At 58.3% G+C, this 14950-nt stretch carries 16 protein-coding genes and 1 pseudogene; 7 read left to right on the top strand and 10 right to left on the bottom strand.

All coding sequences use genetic code 11. The features are described from left to right. Positions 1 to 2: 2 nt before the first annotated feature. From WGT02_RS17035 to WGT02_RS17050, 4 genes are read right to left on the bottom strand one after another with little or no spacing between them, the layout of a single operon-like run. On the bottom strand, positions 3 to 731 hold the full coding sequence (locus WGT02_RS17035) for an ABC transporter ATP-binding protein (RefSeq protein WP_024315668.1): 729 nt from the start codon (positions 729 to 731) through the stop codon (positions 3 to 5). Beyond that, positions 731 to 1606 (bottom strand): ABC transporter ATP-binding protein, encoded by an 876-nt coding sequence (locus WGT02_RS17040; protein ID WP_024315667.1) that lies wholly within the window; start codon positions 1604 to 1606, stop codon positions 731 to 733. Before WGT02_RS17040 ends, WGT02_RS17035 begins: the two co-directional genes overlap by 1 nt. Then, positions 1606 to 3000, bottom strand: coding sequence for a high-affinity branched-chain amino acid ABC transporter permease LivM (livM, locus tag WGT02_RS17045; protein WP_024315666.1), 1395 nt, complete (start codon positions 2998 to 3000; stop codon positions 1606 to 1608). The genes WGT02_RS17040 and livM overlap by 1 nt, the downstream gene beginning before the upstream one ends. A 4-nt stretch (positions 3001 to 3004) precedes the next feature. Then, a complete protein-coding gene (locus WGT02_RS17050; protein ID WP_208249853.1) occupies positions 3005 to 3907 on the bottom strand; it encodes a branched-chain amino acid ABC transporter permease in 903 nt (300 codons plus the stop codon). Between the two features lie 414 nt (positions 3908 to 4321). Between WGT02_RS17050 and cysQ the strand changes: the two genes are divergently transcribed. Continuing rightward, positions 4322 to 5116, top strand: a complete 795-nt coding sequence (gene cysQ, locus WGT02_RS17055; RefSeq protein ID WP_024315664.1) for a 3'(2'),5'-bisphosphate nucleotidase CysQ — start codon at positions 4322 to 4324, stop codon at positions 5114 to 5116. Positions 5117 to 5633: 517 nt separating this feature from the next. Here the strand turns inward: cysQ and WGT02_RS17060 are convergent. Next, a complete protein-coding gene (locus WGT02_RS17060) occupies positions 5634 to 6374 on the bottom strand; it encodes a helix-turn-helix transcriptional regulator (RefSeq protein WP_208249852.1) in 741 nt (246 codons plus the stop codon). A 403-nt stretch (positions 6375 to 6777) separates the two neighbouring features. Here WGT02_RS17060 and WGT02_RS17065 point away from each other — a divergent pair, with 403 nt between their 5' ends. After that, a complete protein-coding gene (locus WGT02_RS17065) occupies positions 6778 to 7053 on the top strand; it encodes a DUF1153 domain-containing protein (protein ID WP_007533628.1) in 276 nt (91 codons plus the stop codon). A gap of 305 nt (positions 7054 to 7358) precedes the next feature. Continuing rightward, positions 7359 to 7640, top strand: a complete 282-nt coding sequence (locus WGT02_RS17070) for a GNAT family N-acetyltransferase (protein WP_024315662.1) — start codon at positions 7359 to 7361, stop codon at positions 7638 to 7640. A 104-nt stretch (positions 7641 to 7744) separates the two neighbouring features. Here the strand turns inward: WGT02_RS17070 and WGT02_RS17075 are convergent, their stop codons facing one another. Beyond that, positions 7745 to 8095 (bottom strand): hypothetical protein, encoded by a 351-nt coding sequence (locus WGT02_RS17075; RefSeq protein ID WP_024315661.1) that lies wholly within the window; start codon positions 8093 to 8095, stop codon positions 7745 to 7747. 440 nt (positions 8096 to 8535) lie between these two features. Here WGT02_RS17075 and ctrA point away from each other — a divergent pair, with 440 nt between their 5' ends. Next, positions 8536 to 9237 carry a response regulator transcription factor CtrA gene (gene ctrA / locus WGT02_RS17080; protein ID WP_003542362.1) on the top strand — a complete coding sequence of 234 codons (702 nt, stop codon included), beginning with the start codon at positions 8536 to 8538 and terminating at the stop codon, positions 9235 to 9237. Positions 9238 to 9359: 122 nt separating this feature from the next. Here the strand turns inward: ctrA and WGT02_RS17085 are convergent. Beyond that, positions 9360 to 9721, bottom strand: a pseudogene (locus WGT02_RS17085) (PleD family two-component system response regulator). A gap of 110 nt (positions 9722 to 9831) precedes the next feature. Beyond that, complete coding sequence (gene chpT / locus WGT02_RS17090) at positions 9832 to 10479, bottom strand: histidine phosphotransferase ChpT (RefSeq protein WP_024315659.1); 648 nt, start codon at positions 10477 to 10479, stop codon at positions 9832 to 9834. A 184-nt stretch (positions 10480 to 10663) separates the two neighbouring features. Between chpT and WGT02_RS17095 the strand changes: the two genes are divergently transcribed. Both WGT02_RS17095 and WGT02_RS17100 read left to right on the top strand, forming a co-directional pair. Continuing rightward, positions 10664 to 11260: a DUF1134 domain-containing protein gene (locus WGT02_RS17095; RefSeq protein ID WP_024315658.1), complete on the top strand. Its 597-nt coding sequence runs from the start codon at positions 10664 to 10666 to the stop codon at positions 11258 to 11260. A 119-nt stretch (positions 11261 to 11379) separates the two neighbouring features. Beyond that, a complete protein-coding gene (locus WGT02_RS17100) occupies positions 11380 to 12540 on the top strand; it encodes a hypothetical protein (RefSeq protein ID WP_208249851.1) in 1161 nt (386 codons plus the stop codon). 2 nt (positions 12541 to 12542) lie between these two features. Here WGT02_RS17100 and WGT02_RS17105 read toward each other — a convergent pair whose 3' ends face one another. Both WGT02_RS17105 and WGT02_RS17110 read right to left on the bottom strand, forming a co-directional pair. Next, on the bottom strand, positions 12543 to 13361 hold the full coding sequence (locus tag WGT02_RS17105) for an RNA methyltransferase (RefSeq protein ID WP_208249849.1): 819 nt from the start codon (positions 13359 to 13361) through the stop codon (positions 12543 to 12545). A gap of 4 nt (positions 13362 to 13365) precedes the next feature. Continuing rightward, positions 13366 to 13752, bottom strand: coding sequence for a hypothetical protein (locus WGT02_RS17110; RefSeq protein WP_208249847.1), 387 nt, complete (start codon positions 13750 to 13752; stop codon positions 13366 to 13368). A gap of 43 nt (positions 13753 to 13795) precedes the next feature. Here WGT02_RS17110 and WGT02_RS17115 point away from each other — a divergent pair, with 43 nt between their 5' ends. Continuing rightward, the gene (locus WGT02_RS17115; protein WP_024315655.1) at positions 13796 to 14830 is read left to right on the top strand and encodes an RluA family pseudouridine synthase; all 1035 of its coding nucleotides are present in this window, start codon (positions 13796 to 13798) and stop codon (positions 14828 to 14830) included. The last annotated feature ends 120 nt before the right edge of the window (positions 14831 to 14950 follow it).

The raw sequence follows: 14950 nt of genomic DNA on the forward strand, positions 1-14950 counted from the left end.
GCTCAATGACGTCCGCCTTCGAGATAGGCGGCACGCACTTCCGGATTTGCAAGCAGCTCCATACCGGAACCGCTCATTGTGACCTTGCCGTTGACCATGACATAGGCACGGTCCGACAAGCGCAGGGCTGCAAAAGCGTTCTGCTCCACGAGGAAGACGGTTAGCCCTTCTTCCTTGTTCAACTTCTTGATCGCTTCGAAAATGCCCTTGACGATCAGCGGCGCGAGACCAAGCGAGGGCTCGTCGAGAAGCAGCAGCTTCGGACGCGCCATCAGCGCGCGACCGATCGAGAGCATCTGCTGCTCGCCTCCCGAGAGCGTGCCGCCGCGCTGGCCTTGGCGCTCCTTGAGGCGCGGGAACATCGCGAAGACTTTCTCAACGTCCTGGCTAAAATATTTCAGGTTGTCGAGGCCAGCGCCCATCTGGAGATTTTCCATGACGGTCATGCGCGGGAAAATGCGCCGCCCCTCCGGCGACTGGGCGATGCGCAGCCGTGCGATCTCGTGCGTCGGCAGACGCGTGATGTCTTGGCCATCGAAGATCACCGAGCCGGTGCGTGCCTGTGGGCTTCCGCAAATTGTCATCATCAGGGTCGACTTGCCGGCGCCGTTGGCACCGATCAGACTGACGATCTCGCCGCTATGGACCTCGACATCAATTCCGGCCAGGGCCCGGATGTTGCCATAATAGGTTTCAACGCCCTGAACGTTTAGAAGTGGCTGACCAGTCATCAGTGCGAGCCTCCTTCGAGGTTCTCTACGGCTGCAATCACTTCTTCCACTTCCTCGTCCTCGACACCGAGATAGGCTGCGATAACCCGCGGGTCCTGCTTCACGTCATCAGGCGTGCCGTCGGAAATCTTCTGGCCGTATTCCAGCACGACGACATGGTCGGAAATTTCCATGACCACCGACATGTCGTGCTCAATCAGCAAGATCGACGTGCCGCTGTCAGCACGAATGCTGCGCAGCAGCGCGTTCAGCACAGCCGACTCTCTTGGATTGAGGCCAGCGGCGGGCTCATCGAGGCACAGAAGCTCCGGTTCGGTGCACATGGCGCGCGCGATCTCAAGCCGGCGCTGTGCGCCGTAGGGCAGATCACCAGCGGGGTCATCGGCACGATCGATGAGATCGGCCTTCTCCAGCCAGTGGCGCGCCAGTTCAATGGCGTTCTTCGCCTCAGCCCGATATGGCCCGATGCCCACCAGGCCCATCACTGTATACCCGGACGCCTTCATCAGCTTGTTGTGCTGGGCGACGAGCAGGTTTTCGAGAACCGTCAGACCGGAAAACAGCCGTATGTTCTGGAACGTGCGGGCAACCCTGGCCTCCTTGGTGATCCGGAAATCCGGAAGGCGTTCAAGCAGGAACTCCTTGCCGCTCTTCTGCTTCAGCGTGATCATCCCCATCGTCGGCTTGTAAAAACCTGTGATGCAATTGAAGACCGTCGTCTTGCCGGCGCCGTTCGGGCCGATCAATGCGGTAATGTCGCCACGCTTGGCTTCAAATGAGAAGTCGTTGATCGCCATCAGGCCGCCGAACTTCATCGACAGGTGCTCGACCTTGAGCAAAGTATCGCTGGTCATGTTTGTTTCCTGAGGGCTCATCAACCATGGCCCTCCTTGGTAAAGCTGCCGGAAACTGCCTTGCGCTCCTTGAGGAAGGCTGTCGGTTCACGCGACCCTACGAAGCCGCGCGGTTTGATCAGCATTACGACGACCATCGCCAGACCGAACAACAGCATGCGGTAGAGCTCAGGCGTGAAGTCAGGTCCGAAAATCGCTTTCAGGAAGGCCATCTCACGCAGCAGTTCCGTGCCGCCGACCATGACGATTGCGGCGATCGCGATCCCCGTCAGCGAGCCCATGCCGCCGAGAACGACGATGGCAAGGATAACTGCCGATTCCAGGAAGACGAACGATTCCGGGGAAACGAAGCCTTGGCGGGCGGCAAAGAAGGAGCCGGCGAAGCCGCCGAACATGGCGCCCGTCGCAAAGGCCGTGAGCTTCGTCGTCACCGTGTTGATGCCAAGCGAGCGGCAGGCGATTTCGTCCTCGCGCAGGGCTTCCCACGCGCGGCCGATCGGCATCCGGCGCAGGCGGATCGTCACATAGGCGGTCAGCATGCAAAGGGCCAGGATCAGGTAGAAAAGGAAGATCTTGTAGTAGGCCGAGGAAATCGGCAGGTGAAAGAGCTTCGCGAAGCCGCCGGCGCTCGCATCGAAGGGAATACCGAAAAGCGTTGCCTTCGGAATGCCCGAGATACCGAACGTTCCCTTGGTGAGATCCGTCCAGTTGATGATCACCAGGCGAATGATTTCACCGAAGGCCAGCGTTACGATCGCCAGATAGTCACCACGCAGTCGCAGAACCGGGAAGCCCAGAATGACACCCCACAGCGCAGCCAGAATACCGGACAGAGGCAGGAGCACCCAGAACGACAGGCCGAAATAGCTGGAAAGAAGCGCGTAAGAATACGCCCCGATCGCGTAGAAGGCGACGTAGCCGAGATCGAGCAGTCCAGCCAGACCGACGACGATGTTCAGCCCCCAGGCCAGCATCACATAGATCAGGATCTGGATACCAAAGTTATCCACCCACTTCAGCGAGCCCTGTGGACCGGCGACGGCGTAGATGAACACGGGATAGAGCAGTAGCGCGACAAGGGCGATCTTCAGGAAGTGCGTGTGGAAGAAGCCTTTTTCAGTCGAGATATCCAGCTCGCCACTGCGCGCCTTCGCCAACTTGCGCGCATCGAGATGCGGCCTCAAAAAGACGACCGTCAGGAAGCGGCCGACGGCGGCAATCGCCACGAAGATGGCAAGAAGGCCCCAGCGCTGGACGATGATCAGTTCGTTGGAGATGTTCTGGTCGGTCTTCAGGCCGACGTAGAGCACGAACATGCCGAATGAAATGAGAGCCGCGAACAGAGCTTCTTTAATACCCTTCTGAACAAGTCCGGCGTTTGCGGACTTGTCAGCGGAACGTACAGCATTTTCCATGACGTTAAACCTTCTCGACTTCCGGCCGACCCAGGATACCTGTCGGCTTGAAGATCAGCACGAAAGCGAGGATGGCGAATGTCGCCACATCCTTGTACGCGATGGTGAAGTAAGCCGACCACAGCGACTCGATGAGACCGATCATCAGTCCACCGAGAACAGCGCCCGGCAAGGAGCCGATACCGCCAAGAACAGCCGCGGTGAACGCCTTCACACCCGGTACGAAGCCGTCGTTGAAGTTCACGACGCCATAATACATCAGATACATCGTGCCTGCGACCGCAGCGAGCGCCGCACCCATGATGAAGGTAACGGAAATCGTCTGATCGACATTGACGCCCAGCAACGCCGCCATCTTACGATCCTGCTCAGTTGCACGCTGAGCGCGCCCGAGCGACGTATGATTGACGAGATACCAGAACAACGTCAGCAGCACAGCCGTGATGATGATGATGATGATCTGTTTCAGCGAAACGGAGATACCGGCGACATTGTAGACAGTGCTGACCAGCGGCGGAATCGGCTTGTTGCGCGGCCCCTGGGTCACCTGGATGAAGTTCGACAGCGTGATCGACATGCCGATCGCGGTAATAAGGGGCGCCAGGCGGAACGATCCGCGCAGCGGACGATAGGCAACGCGCTCGATCGTCCAGTTCCACAAACTCGTCATCAGCATCGCAACGACCAGCATCGCCAGCAGCAAAACCGCAACCGGAAGGCCCGCGAACATGGACGTGAGGACGAGAAAAACGATCAGGCCGGCAAAGCCGCCAAGCATGAAAATATCGCCGTGAGCGAAGTTGATCATGCCGATAATGCCGTAAACCATCGTATAGCCAATAGCCACAAGGCCATAGATGGATCCAAGAGTCAGCCCATTAACGAGCTGCTGGACAAAATATTCCATATGTCATTTCCCCTGGATGCAAGCCGGTTCAGCCAGCATCTCTTGTTATTAGAGCCTTTGATGAGCCCTTGATTAAGGATTTCATACCGCTTTCAAACCAAAAGGGAAGTGCAAAATCGCAAAGCCCCAAAGTTCTTTGTCGTTTTGGTGAAAATGACTTTTTTGCGTTCAAGAATTCGCTTTTTTCAGCATACTGAGCCTAAGAAAGCGCTTTTTGACTGGAAACGGCCCAGCTAAGCCAGAACCACCCCCCGACGACCAGACGCTGCAGCCTATGTCCGCAGCTGAACGTCTCTCCCGGAAGTGTTCAACGGCAGACCATGCGCGGGATAAGATTCCCATGGCCGCGAGAATTGCCTATATAAGGTAAGGCGCTTTGCGTCGGCGCAACACGTGACATCCGGAAGGCGAGCAATGCTCGAAACATTTGAGCGCGCCGCTCTGGAAGCGGGCAAGGCCATCATGCAGGTTTACCGGGAGGGATGCCCGTCGGCCAGGAAGGCAGACAACAGCCCGGTCACGATTGCCGACGAGCGAGCCGAGCGCATCATCATCGCACAGCTTGAAGCCGCCTTCCCCAAGACGCCGATCATCGCTGAAGAATCGGTGGCAGCCGGCAACGTGCCTGTGATCGGCAGGTCCTTCTTTCTTGTGGACCCGCTCGACGGTACTCGGGAATTCATCGACAAGCGGCCCGAATTTACCGTCAATATTGCCTACATCAGCGACGGGCGCCCTGTCGCCGGAATCGTCTATGCCCCTGCCCTTGGCGTCGCCTTTGCCGGGGAAAACGACAAGGCCGAGAAGCTCCTTGTCGATGACCATTTTCAGGTGACCCAGCGGACTGTCATCCGTGTGCGCCCGCAACCGGCCGACCGGACGGCGCTGGCAAGCAGATCTCACAACAGCCCCCAGACAGACGTCTTTCTTGCGGCAAATGCGATCGCGCAATGCACCAATATCGGCTCTTCGTTGAAATTCTGCATGCTGGCTGAAGGCCTGGCCGACGTCTATCCGCGCTTCACGCGCACGATGGAGTGGGATACGGCCGCCGGCGATGCGGTGCTGCGCGCCGCGGGCGGCTCGACAGTCACGCTGGACGGGTTGCCGCTGACCTACGGCAAGACGTCACAGGCGCATGACAGCGACTTCGCCAACCCGAACTTCATTTCTTGGGGCAGTGCCAGATCCGCGTTGGAGCGGGCATAGCCGCGTCGAAAAAACGCGCAAAGTCAGCGACACGTGCGCTTTGCCGTTCACGCTCCGTCTGCGGGCATCTAGGATTCGCGGTGAATGAAAACGCGCCGGGCGCCAGTCCGGCGATTCCTGGAGCTGCAAACCGTGTCCGACCAGACAAAAAATCTCGCCCTGCCCGACTTATTGTCATCTCAGGCCCAGGCAGGGCGGCTTCTCTCTCGGCGCGACTGTTCCATCCGGCACCGGCAACCGCCTGCCTATTTCGGAGACGGGCTTATAACTCTTGCTGCTGACGACAACCACATTGTCCTCTTCTGGGCACGAGGCCGTACTCGAGGCAAATGGGGCCACAACACTGACATCCATCGTCGGCCCCGTTGCAGCCTCCGCGGCACGCCATACCGCCTTCCCAATGGCGTATGACGGAGACTGGCTGGCGCTCCTGCATCAGGGGCAGCGCGCAGTATGAGTTCGCAGCCGCAAAGACCGAACGTTCGGCAATGATGCTGTCGATCAGGTCGATGGGCGCCTAGAGGAGGCGGTAGCGGAATGCGCGGGCAATTGCCTGCATGCGATTGACGGAATCGAGCTTTCGCATTGCGCTCTTCAAGTAACCGACAACCGTATGCGCGGAGAGGTCAAGAATAATCGCGATCTCTTCGCTACTCTTTCCCGCGGCCGACCAGCGCAGGCATTCGATTTCCCGGCTGCCGAGGCTTTCGGTAGGTTTCTCCACAGGGTTCTGCTGCCCGAATAGTTCCAGGAATTCCATCGCCCGAAAGACCTGCTCCATCACCTCCGCACGCGTGAGGCGCGCGCGCTCACCCGAGAATGCGAAGATGTACTGCCGCAGGTGCATATCATGCAGTGCAAACGCAAACGTGGTCTTCAACCCATGGACTGTGAAGAGGCCCGCAAGCCGCTGGTTCTCCTGGTTTGCCGCCGTGCTCTCGAACGACGGCTTATCGCAGAGGACCGGCATTGCTGTCTTCTTGAGAGCTGAGACCAGCTTACAGCAATAGAAGAGATCAACCTCCTCATAGAAATCGATGAGCTCTTGTGGCCAGTTGCAGGCAAGACAGTTGCTGGCGAAGCCGCTGCGATCTCCACGTGGAAATTCCGCCAGCAAGTAGTGGTTGAGTCCCGTCTCCCTTGCCATCTCGGCCACGCAATCATTGAGCCGTTCCGCGGACATGTCCTGCCCAGACGCGATCCGCGAGAAAACAGCATCATCCGCGCCGTCGCGGACGACGCGTTCTTGTCTCTTCATTCTCTTGTCCCTCGGCGGCTAGCTCCGGCTCAGTTTCTTCATTTGCCGACCCGAAAGTGGCCGCGCGGCGTCTGGGAAAAGCAAAAGACCCCGTATCAAAAGGATACGAAGCAAAAAGCCTTAGTCATTCCGGACACTACAATAAGAACGGAGACGAATTCTTGCGCTCACAACTATGTTGCGGCGCTTATAAATTGGCGATTATCAATTGCCCACCAACCATTACGCATGGCTCCTATGCGCTGACCACAAATTTACGTTGGGGAAGGCTACGCGGGCGCAAATCGCTTCTTGGGAAGCCGACGCCTAAATTTCTTATCAAAGTGTTACGATGCGCTTAGGCAATTCTTAAATGTGACAAGCTAGAGTGGCTGCCGTGGTCTTGAGTTGTGTAGAGAGTCCAATGACCGAAATGATACGTCCCCGAGTAAAATATGTCATCGGCCCCGATGGCAGCCCGCTGACGATTGCGGATCTGCCGCCGCCGAATACACGGCGCTGGGTGATCCGCCGCAAAGCTGAGGTTGTAGCGGCGGTCCGTGGTGGCCTGTTGAGCTTGGAAGAAGCCTGCGAGCGTTACACGCTGACTGTCGAAGAGTTTCTGTCCTGGCAGTCTTCCATCAACAGCCACGGCCTTGCCGGTTTACGCACCACGCGCATCCAGCAGTATCGCCACTGACAAGCCCTTCCTGGGCAACGAATTCTACGTTTCGGGCCGCTTGCATTTCCTGAGGGGGATAGACAGACGGCCCGAAATCGTTGACGCAGCCAGTAGATGGCCTGCTTCAACCCGCTGCTACAAGCTTCACCGCGAGTTCCGTGCCCCATAGACCACTTGGCAGGAACTCGATCGGTGACGCCGGAACAGCACCCGGGGACATTTCCCCTCAGCCCATCGAACACAGTGTCCTCACCGACCGGCTTGGCGTCGCCAGCATGACATGCGAGTTTCCATCAACAGCATACTGTTGATGAGGAATGGCAATGGACATCAAGAACGAAGAAAATCCCTCCGGCGGCCGCTACGTTGCAAAGGTGGAAGGCCACGAGGCCGAAATGACCTACTCCCGCGCCTCGCCGAAGCTCGTCATCATTGACCACACCGGGGTTCCCGATGCGCTACGCGGCAAAGGCGTTGGCCAGGCACTTGCTCTGCACGCGGTCGAGGAAGCACGCAAGGGGGGATGGAAGATCTTCCCGCTATGCCCGTTCTTCAAGGCGCAGGCGCAACGCCACGAGGAGTGGCACGACGTCGTCAACGGCTAGAGCCGCGCAACGCCAAAAGCCATGTATGACGGACGCGACAGCCCATCATGCATGGCTTTTTTCGAGGCGATGCCCAAGCGCCAAACCGCGCCTGTTTCCTGCCCTTAGGCTCTTGCCCGGACTGCGCCGTCGCGCTCTTCCAGCGCGGCTGCACGTGCGTATTCCGCCTGCATCTCTTCGAGCGCTTGTTCGAGCGACTCTTCCTGCATCTTCAGTTCCTTGATCGAGACCTGAAGATTGTCCGCGCGCTGGCGTGCTGCCTTTGCGAAGGTCGGATAGGCGAAGTGATTCGGGTCGGAAATGCCGGACTTCTTTTCTTCGACGACGATCTGGCTCTCCAGATCCTTCGTCATCCGATCAAATTCGGACATCATCATCTGCAATTGCTGCAGTTGGCGACGTTTTTCGTTCACCTGAAACTCCTTCAGACGAACTAGGCTCTCACGCGACTTCATACGCATTACTCCAGTGATGCGAGACCCCTGCTCCACTTAAACCGCCCCTGCGGGCCGTTTTGACGCGGCCTGCCAAAAAATTTCCGTCGGTATTAACAAAAACCTACCGTTGGTAACCTTTCGTTTACGGGCATCGTTAATGATAGTGCCGATGATTTAAGGGTCGGTAAACACAACTACGCGATTTCCGATACCGTTTCATTGGTGAGTCGAATGAATCGCTTACCGGCCGTTCTTAATGTAAAACTTAAGAATCTGGCTTTGCGAATTTTCGTTGGAAAACAGCGGAATGGACAAAATATTTAATAAATTCGTTACCTCTTGCCAGAGTGAATCAGAATTTGTTAACCATTTCGTGGCAGCTTCCAAATCACGCAGTGACATATTCGGTATCGCGTAGGGGGCCAGACCACCTTTCGGCGGCGGTAAAGGGGATAAGAATGCGGGTACTACTCATCGAAGATGATAGCGCGACAGCGCAGAGCATCGAATTGATGCTCAAATCAGAAAGTTTTAACGTCTACACCACCGATCTCGGTGAAGAAGGCGTGGATCTCGGGAAGTTGTATGATTACGACATCATCCTTCTCGATTTGAACCTTCCCGACATGTCCGGATATGAAGTGCTGCGCACTCTGCGCCTGTCCAAGGTCAAGACACCGATCCTCATTCTGTCCGGCATGGCCGGTATTGAAGACAAGGTTCGCGGTCTCGGTTTCGGCGCCGACGACTACATGACCAAGCCGTTCCACAAGGACGAACTGGTCGCGCGCATTCATGCAATTGTCCGTCGTTCCAAGGGCCATGCCCAGTCGGTCATCATGACCGGCGAACTGATCGTCAACCTCGACGCCAAGACCGTCGAAGTTGGTGGCCAGCGCGTGCACCTGACGGGCAAGGAATACCAGATGCTGGAGCTGCTTTCGCTCCGCAAGGGCACCACGCTCACCAAGGAAATGTTCCTGAACCACCTCTATGGCGGCATGGACGAGCCGGAACTGAAGATCATCGACGTCTTCATCTGCAAGCTGCGCAAGAAGCTGGCAAATGCTGCCGGCGGCGCGAACTACATCGAAACCGTCTGGGGCCGCGGCTACGTTCTGCGCGAGCCGGATGGTGCCGAGTACGCCGAAACCGCCTGACGTTTCATCCCCTTTGCCAAGACTAAAAAAATCCCGTCCTTTGTGGCGGGATCTCTGTCTCTGTTTTCGATATGGAAAAAGCCGCCCAGAGGCGGCTTCGATCGGCTGACGGATGCCGGCAACTATGCCGCGATAGCGCGGTTGCCGAAAACGGCCGTCAGTATCTGCGGTCGAACGGCTTGAGCAGAAAATCGGTGGCCCCTGCCCGCTTGCCCATCATCAGCTTCTTGAGATCGGCCTCGACCACGCAATAGTAGATCTTGACCGCCTTGCCGCCTTCCATGCCGCGAATGGTCGAGATCAACTCGAGCGCGCTGTCCATACCGGAATCGACGATGAGGTATTCGGGGAGTTGAACCTGGCAGTTGGAGACGGCTTCGGCAGCGCTCGAGGCTTCGCTGACCATGAAATCAAGCTCGGAAAGGATGCGCTTCCCCACCTTCCGAACGACGTCAGATGAATCGGCGATCATAAACCTCTGCATGTCTGCTCCTTGCCCCAGCTTCTGTCGCGGCTGGCCTATTACCGCCAAAGATAGAAACATTAGGCTAAGGATTTATTACCCGGCGAGCCGAATCGCCGTCGAGGCCTCCATCAAGCTGCGACGACGTCAGCGGTAAAGGTCAGTTCTTCGGTGGTCGCGCTGTGGCCGAGTTCCATGCCGCATTCATCGGCAAGCAGCACCGTATAATATGGCTGAATCGTGTGAGCATCGATGGCTTCCTCGATCTCCCCGGTCGAAATCTCCACGAATTTCGGCGGAAGGCGCATCAGCTTGCCCTTCGCGACGATCTTGAATTTTGCGTCGAGCTCGGGGTTCTCCAGCGTGATTTCAAGGATGCCGCCACGTGGGATCGACGAATAGGCCACGAGAAAGAGATTGAGCAGCAGCTTGACGCGGTTCTTGGCGATAATCGCGCGCGGGCCGCTCCAGGTAACCTCGGTCTTCTTTTCGGCGGCCGCGAAATCCTTTGCCGCGCGTTCGGCTTCACCGGTATCGATCGAGGCACCGACCGAACCGGAAGCACCGAAGGCAAGCCGGGCGAACTTCAGACGGACAGACGCGTTGAGCGCGCTTGTCCTGATAAGATCCATCGCATCGGCATCGGCGCCGCCTTCGTCCAGAAGCTCCAGACCATTGTTGATTGCGCCGACCGGCGAGATGACGTCGTGGCAGACGCGGCTGCACAAAAGCGCGGCCAGGTCGGGGCCGGTCAGGGTGAGGTTTGGATTCTTCGACATCATCGTCTCCAGGGGCGTTCATTCCGCCGTCTATCTTGCGTCATCAAAATTGCGCGAAGTTTGCGCCGTACTCGGCGCCATAATGACACCATATTTGGTAAACCGATTGTTAAGACCATACGCGCAAAATGAATGAAACGCCGGAAACGGCTCATCGTACCGACCATGATGAACGGATGACACCATGCGCTCCAATTTCCTCGGAAGATTTTCCGCCATCTGCAGGCTCTTCGTTGCGCTGACACTTTCGCCTCTCATGCTTGTTCCAACACAGGCATCGGCGCAGCAATCCAACAGCGGCCAGTATTCGATGCAGGAAATCGTCGACGCTGGACACTCGTTCTTCGGCTCGACGAGTGGTGGGCTGGCCAAGGTGATCGAAGCGGCCTTTCAGAAATATGGCCTTCCGAATGGTTACGTTCTCGGCCAGGAAGGCTCGGGCGCCTTCATCGCCGGCCTCACTTACGGCGAAGGTCAGTTGAATACAAAGAATGCCGGCGAGCATCCGCTCTACTGGCAAGGTCCCTCGCTCGGGATCGACTATGGTGGTCAGGGCACACGCGTCATGATGCTGGTGTACGACCTGCCTTCGACCGACGCCATCTACGCGCGCTTCGGCGGCGTCAGCGGTCAGGCCTTCGTTATCGCCGGCTTCGGCATGACGCTTCTCAAGAACAACAATGTCCTTGTCGTACCGATCCGCACCGGTGTAGGCGCTCGCCTCGGATTGAACGTCGGCTACCTCAAGGTCACGCCGGATCCGACCTGGAATCCCTTCTGATTTCCATCTGCGCCAGCGAACTCTCGCTCGCCGTTACCTTTCCGCCACTTGCCCTACGCGTCAGGTCCGCTTAATCATGGTTCTGACGCAAATCAACTTTTGGAAGCCGTGGCCGCGCCGTGATCGAATATGCTCTCTTGTTCGGATTGGGCTTTCTGACAGCAGCGTTCCTCGTCTTCCTGGTATCGCCTGCTGTCCACCGCCGCATCGTCTGGTACACGGAAAACCGGATGCGCGCGACCATGCCGCTCAGCCCGCAGGAAGTGCGCGCGCAGAAGGATATGGTTCGAGCCCTCTATGCCGCCGAGAACGCCAAGACGACACAGCATCTGGTGCGCGAGCGCGAAAAGTCGCTGGCGCTGCAACTGAAGCATGACTCGCTGGCACTCGATGCAGGACGGTTTGCCGCCGAGATCGCCGGACTGCAGGCCCAGATCAGCGATATGAGTGTCGAGGCTGCGGAACAGCGCTCGCACCTGCGCAAGGACGAGAACTACATCAGCCAACTGAAGACGAGCCTTCACATCGCCGAGCAGGCAAGCGCCGCCAAGGAAGGCGAACTCGATGCCCTTCGCATGCGCCTCAACAAGCTTGCGGAGCAAGCCGACAATCTCAAGATCGATTTGGCAGCGCGCGAGACCGAAATCGAGAGCATGACATTCAAGGCGAACGCAGTCCGCGTCGAGCGCGACAATCTAAGCCAGGACGTTGGCCTGCTGCAGAAGCGCGCCAAGGATGCCGAGCAGACACTGGCCCAGCATGAGCACGCCGTCATCAGGCTCGAAGACCAGGCAGGTCGCGATGCCGCGTCGGCTGCCGACAAGGACACCCTTCTCGGACGCCGTCAGCAGGAAATTGCCAAGCTGAAGGAACAGATCAAGGCGGCGAACGCCGAACTGCGCAAGGCAAATAGTGCATTGCGCAACGCTGGTCTTCAGCCCGTAGCTGCAGATGCGGTTTCACAGGAGCGGGCAACCGGGGAAACGATGGCAACCGAACTCGAGACAGCAGCGATTGCAACGCGCCTGAGCGAAGAGGTGCGCAAGCGCAGCGCCGCCGTCTCAAAGCAACTTCTGAAAGCGAAATCCGACGCCAGCCACGATGGTGCCATACGCGAAGAGATCGCCGGCATTGCGGCAAGCATGGTTGCGCTGACCGCTATGAACGAAGGCCCGTCTTCGCCGATCCGCGACCTTCTGCCCGATGCCCCCGACAATCAGGACGGCGAACGCATCAACCTCGCGCAACGCGCCGCGACGATCCTGTCCGAGCCGGGCTGACATCAAATCAGTTTCGCGGCCGATGACATGGCGAAGAGAGCAATGCCCGTTGCCGTCGCCACATTGAGGCTGTCCAATCCCGCCGATTGCGGGATACGCGCGCTGTGGAAGCGCTCCAGGACAGCAGGAGGCAGGCCCTCGCCTTCTGTGCCCACAACCAGCGCCATACGCTCCGTCGGGGGAATAGCTCGGATGTCGGCCTCGCCACGCGGCGAAAGCGTCCAGATTGCAAATCCATTCGCCGCAAGCCGTGTCAGCACGTCGAGCCCAGTTCCCTTCCGCTCGTAGGGAACACGGAGTACCGAGCCGACTGAGACGCGCAATGCCTTGCGATAGAGCGGATCACACGACGTCTCATCAAGAAAGATGGCATCCGCCTTGAAGGCGGCCGCATTACGGAACATCGACCCGGCATTGTCATGGTTGGAAATACCGCAGCCGACAAGGACGAGCGACCGTTCGGGCAGCCGGTCGATAAGCTCGGTTTCGACCACCTCTCGCCTGCCAAGCGCCAACACGCCGCGATGGAGATGAAACCCGACGATCCGGTCCAGCACCTCCGCCTCCGCGACATACACCGGTACGTCGTGCGGTAGCCTCTCGAGTATCGGAGCGACACCATCGACACGGTTCCTGAGCAACAGCACCTTTTCGGTCACAAAGCCGCCACCCTGGCTAGCCTCCACCAGCATGCGAAGGACGACCGTGCCCTCCGCGATGAAGCGGTTCTGCCGGCCGGTCAGATCGCGCTCGCGGATGTCGCGAAAATCGGCGATACGAGGATCGTCCGCACTCTCGATGGCAACGAGGCGAGAAGCCATTGCCCTAGCCGCCGTTAATCGTCACATCAGCGACAATGCGTCCTGACTTGATATCGACGACGAGGGACTTCATGATTCCGTCGGCGGTTGCCCCAAAGAACATGATCTGGCCTCCTGACAGCGACGACGACTGAATGACGAAGCCCGGCGGCAACGTGGCCGTCACAGACACAGGCGCATCCGACGGCACACCCGCCGATGTCGCGGCTGTTGGTTCCTTCGCGGGAGCCCGCATCGTCTTGTAGACAACGGCGCCGAAGACAGCCATAAGGCTCACGAACATGATGATGCCTGAGACGATCTGCAGGCGGATCATCTTGCGCCGGACACGTTCCATCGCCGGATCCAGGGGCTTTTCGTCCTGATCGTCTTCTGGCTGGATATTCGTCATATGTGGCGTTCCGTTCTATAAAATAATTCGGAGAAGAAGCGTCTTGAGCGACCCCTTTAAACAAGCATCCGGCATTAGAAAAGTCCTGACTGCCGACGAGAACGCCGAAGGCCGTCTTGACGCGTGGATGACCGGGCAGCTTGGTGAAGAGTTTTCGCGCAGCCGCGTCAAGGCGCTGATCAAGGAAGGCCAGGTTTCTGTGGCCGGCAAAGTCATGGCCGATCCGCAGAAAAAGGTGCGTCCGGGCGATACCTTCGAGATCGTGCTGCCCGAGCCGCAGGATCCGACGCCTCAGGGCGAAGATATCGCGCTCGATATTCTGTTCGAAGACGATGACATCATCGTCATCTCCAAGCCGGCCGGCCTTGTGGTGCACCCTGCGGCTGGCAATTGGACCGGCACGCTCGTCAACGCGCTGATCTATCATTGCGGGGACAGTCTTTCCGGCATCGGCGGTGTCCGCCGTCCAGGCATCGTCCATCGGCTGGATAAGGACACCACGGGCGTAATGGTCGTCGCCAAGAACGACATCTCTCATCGTCATCTGTCACTGCAATTCGCCGATCACGGGCGGACCATGCCGCTGCAGCGCGCGTATCAGGCGATCGTCTGGGGCCGTCCTCGCTCGCTTAACGGAACGATCAATGCCCCGCTGGGCCGCGCCGTCGGCGACCGTACGCGCCGAGCCGTCAAACGACCCGAGACGCAGGATGCCGACGAGGCGATCACGCACTACGAAGTACTCGAGCGCTTCCACGAGAACCCCGACGCGACATCGCTCGCCTCTCTTGTCGAGTGCCACCTTGAAACCGGCCGCACTCATCAGATCCGCGTGCACATGGCGCACATCGGCCACCCACTGCTTGGCGACACCGTCTACGGAGCGGGTTTCAAGACAAAGGCAAACCTCCTTCCAGATACCGCCAGGAAGACGGTAAATGCCTTCGCAAGGCAGGCGCTCCACGCCTACATGCTGCAATTCGAGCATCCCCGCACAGGCGAAGTCATGCACTTCGAGGTGCCGCTGCCGCAGGACATGGAAGAGCTGGCAACGGCCCTGCGCGCCTCCTCAGAGTAACGCCTTCGTGAAGCGGCGTGTGGCCTTGAACCCCTGTTTAGCCATACTTATCTGTACATTGACTTAGTGCGGGCTCGGATAGAGCCGCACGTCCCGGTTCGCCTTTCGACGCAGGGGCGC

The sequence above is a fragment of the Rhizobium sp. T1470 genome (assembly GCF_042140505.1).
GTDB classification, from domain to species: domain Bacteria; phylum Pseudomonadota; class Alphaproteobacteria; order Rhizobiales; family Rhizobiaceae; genus Rhizobium; species Rhizobium favelukesii.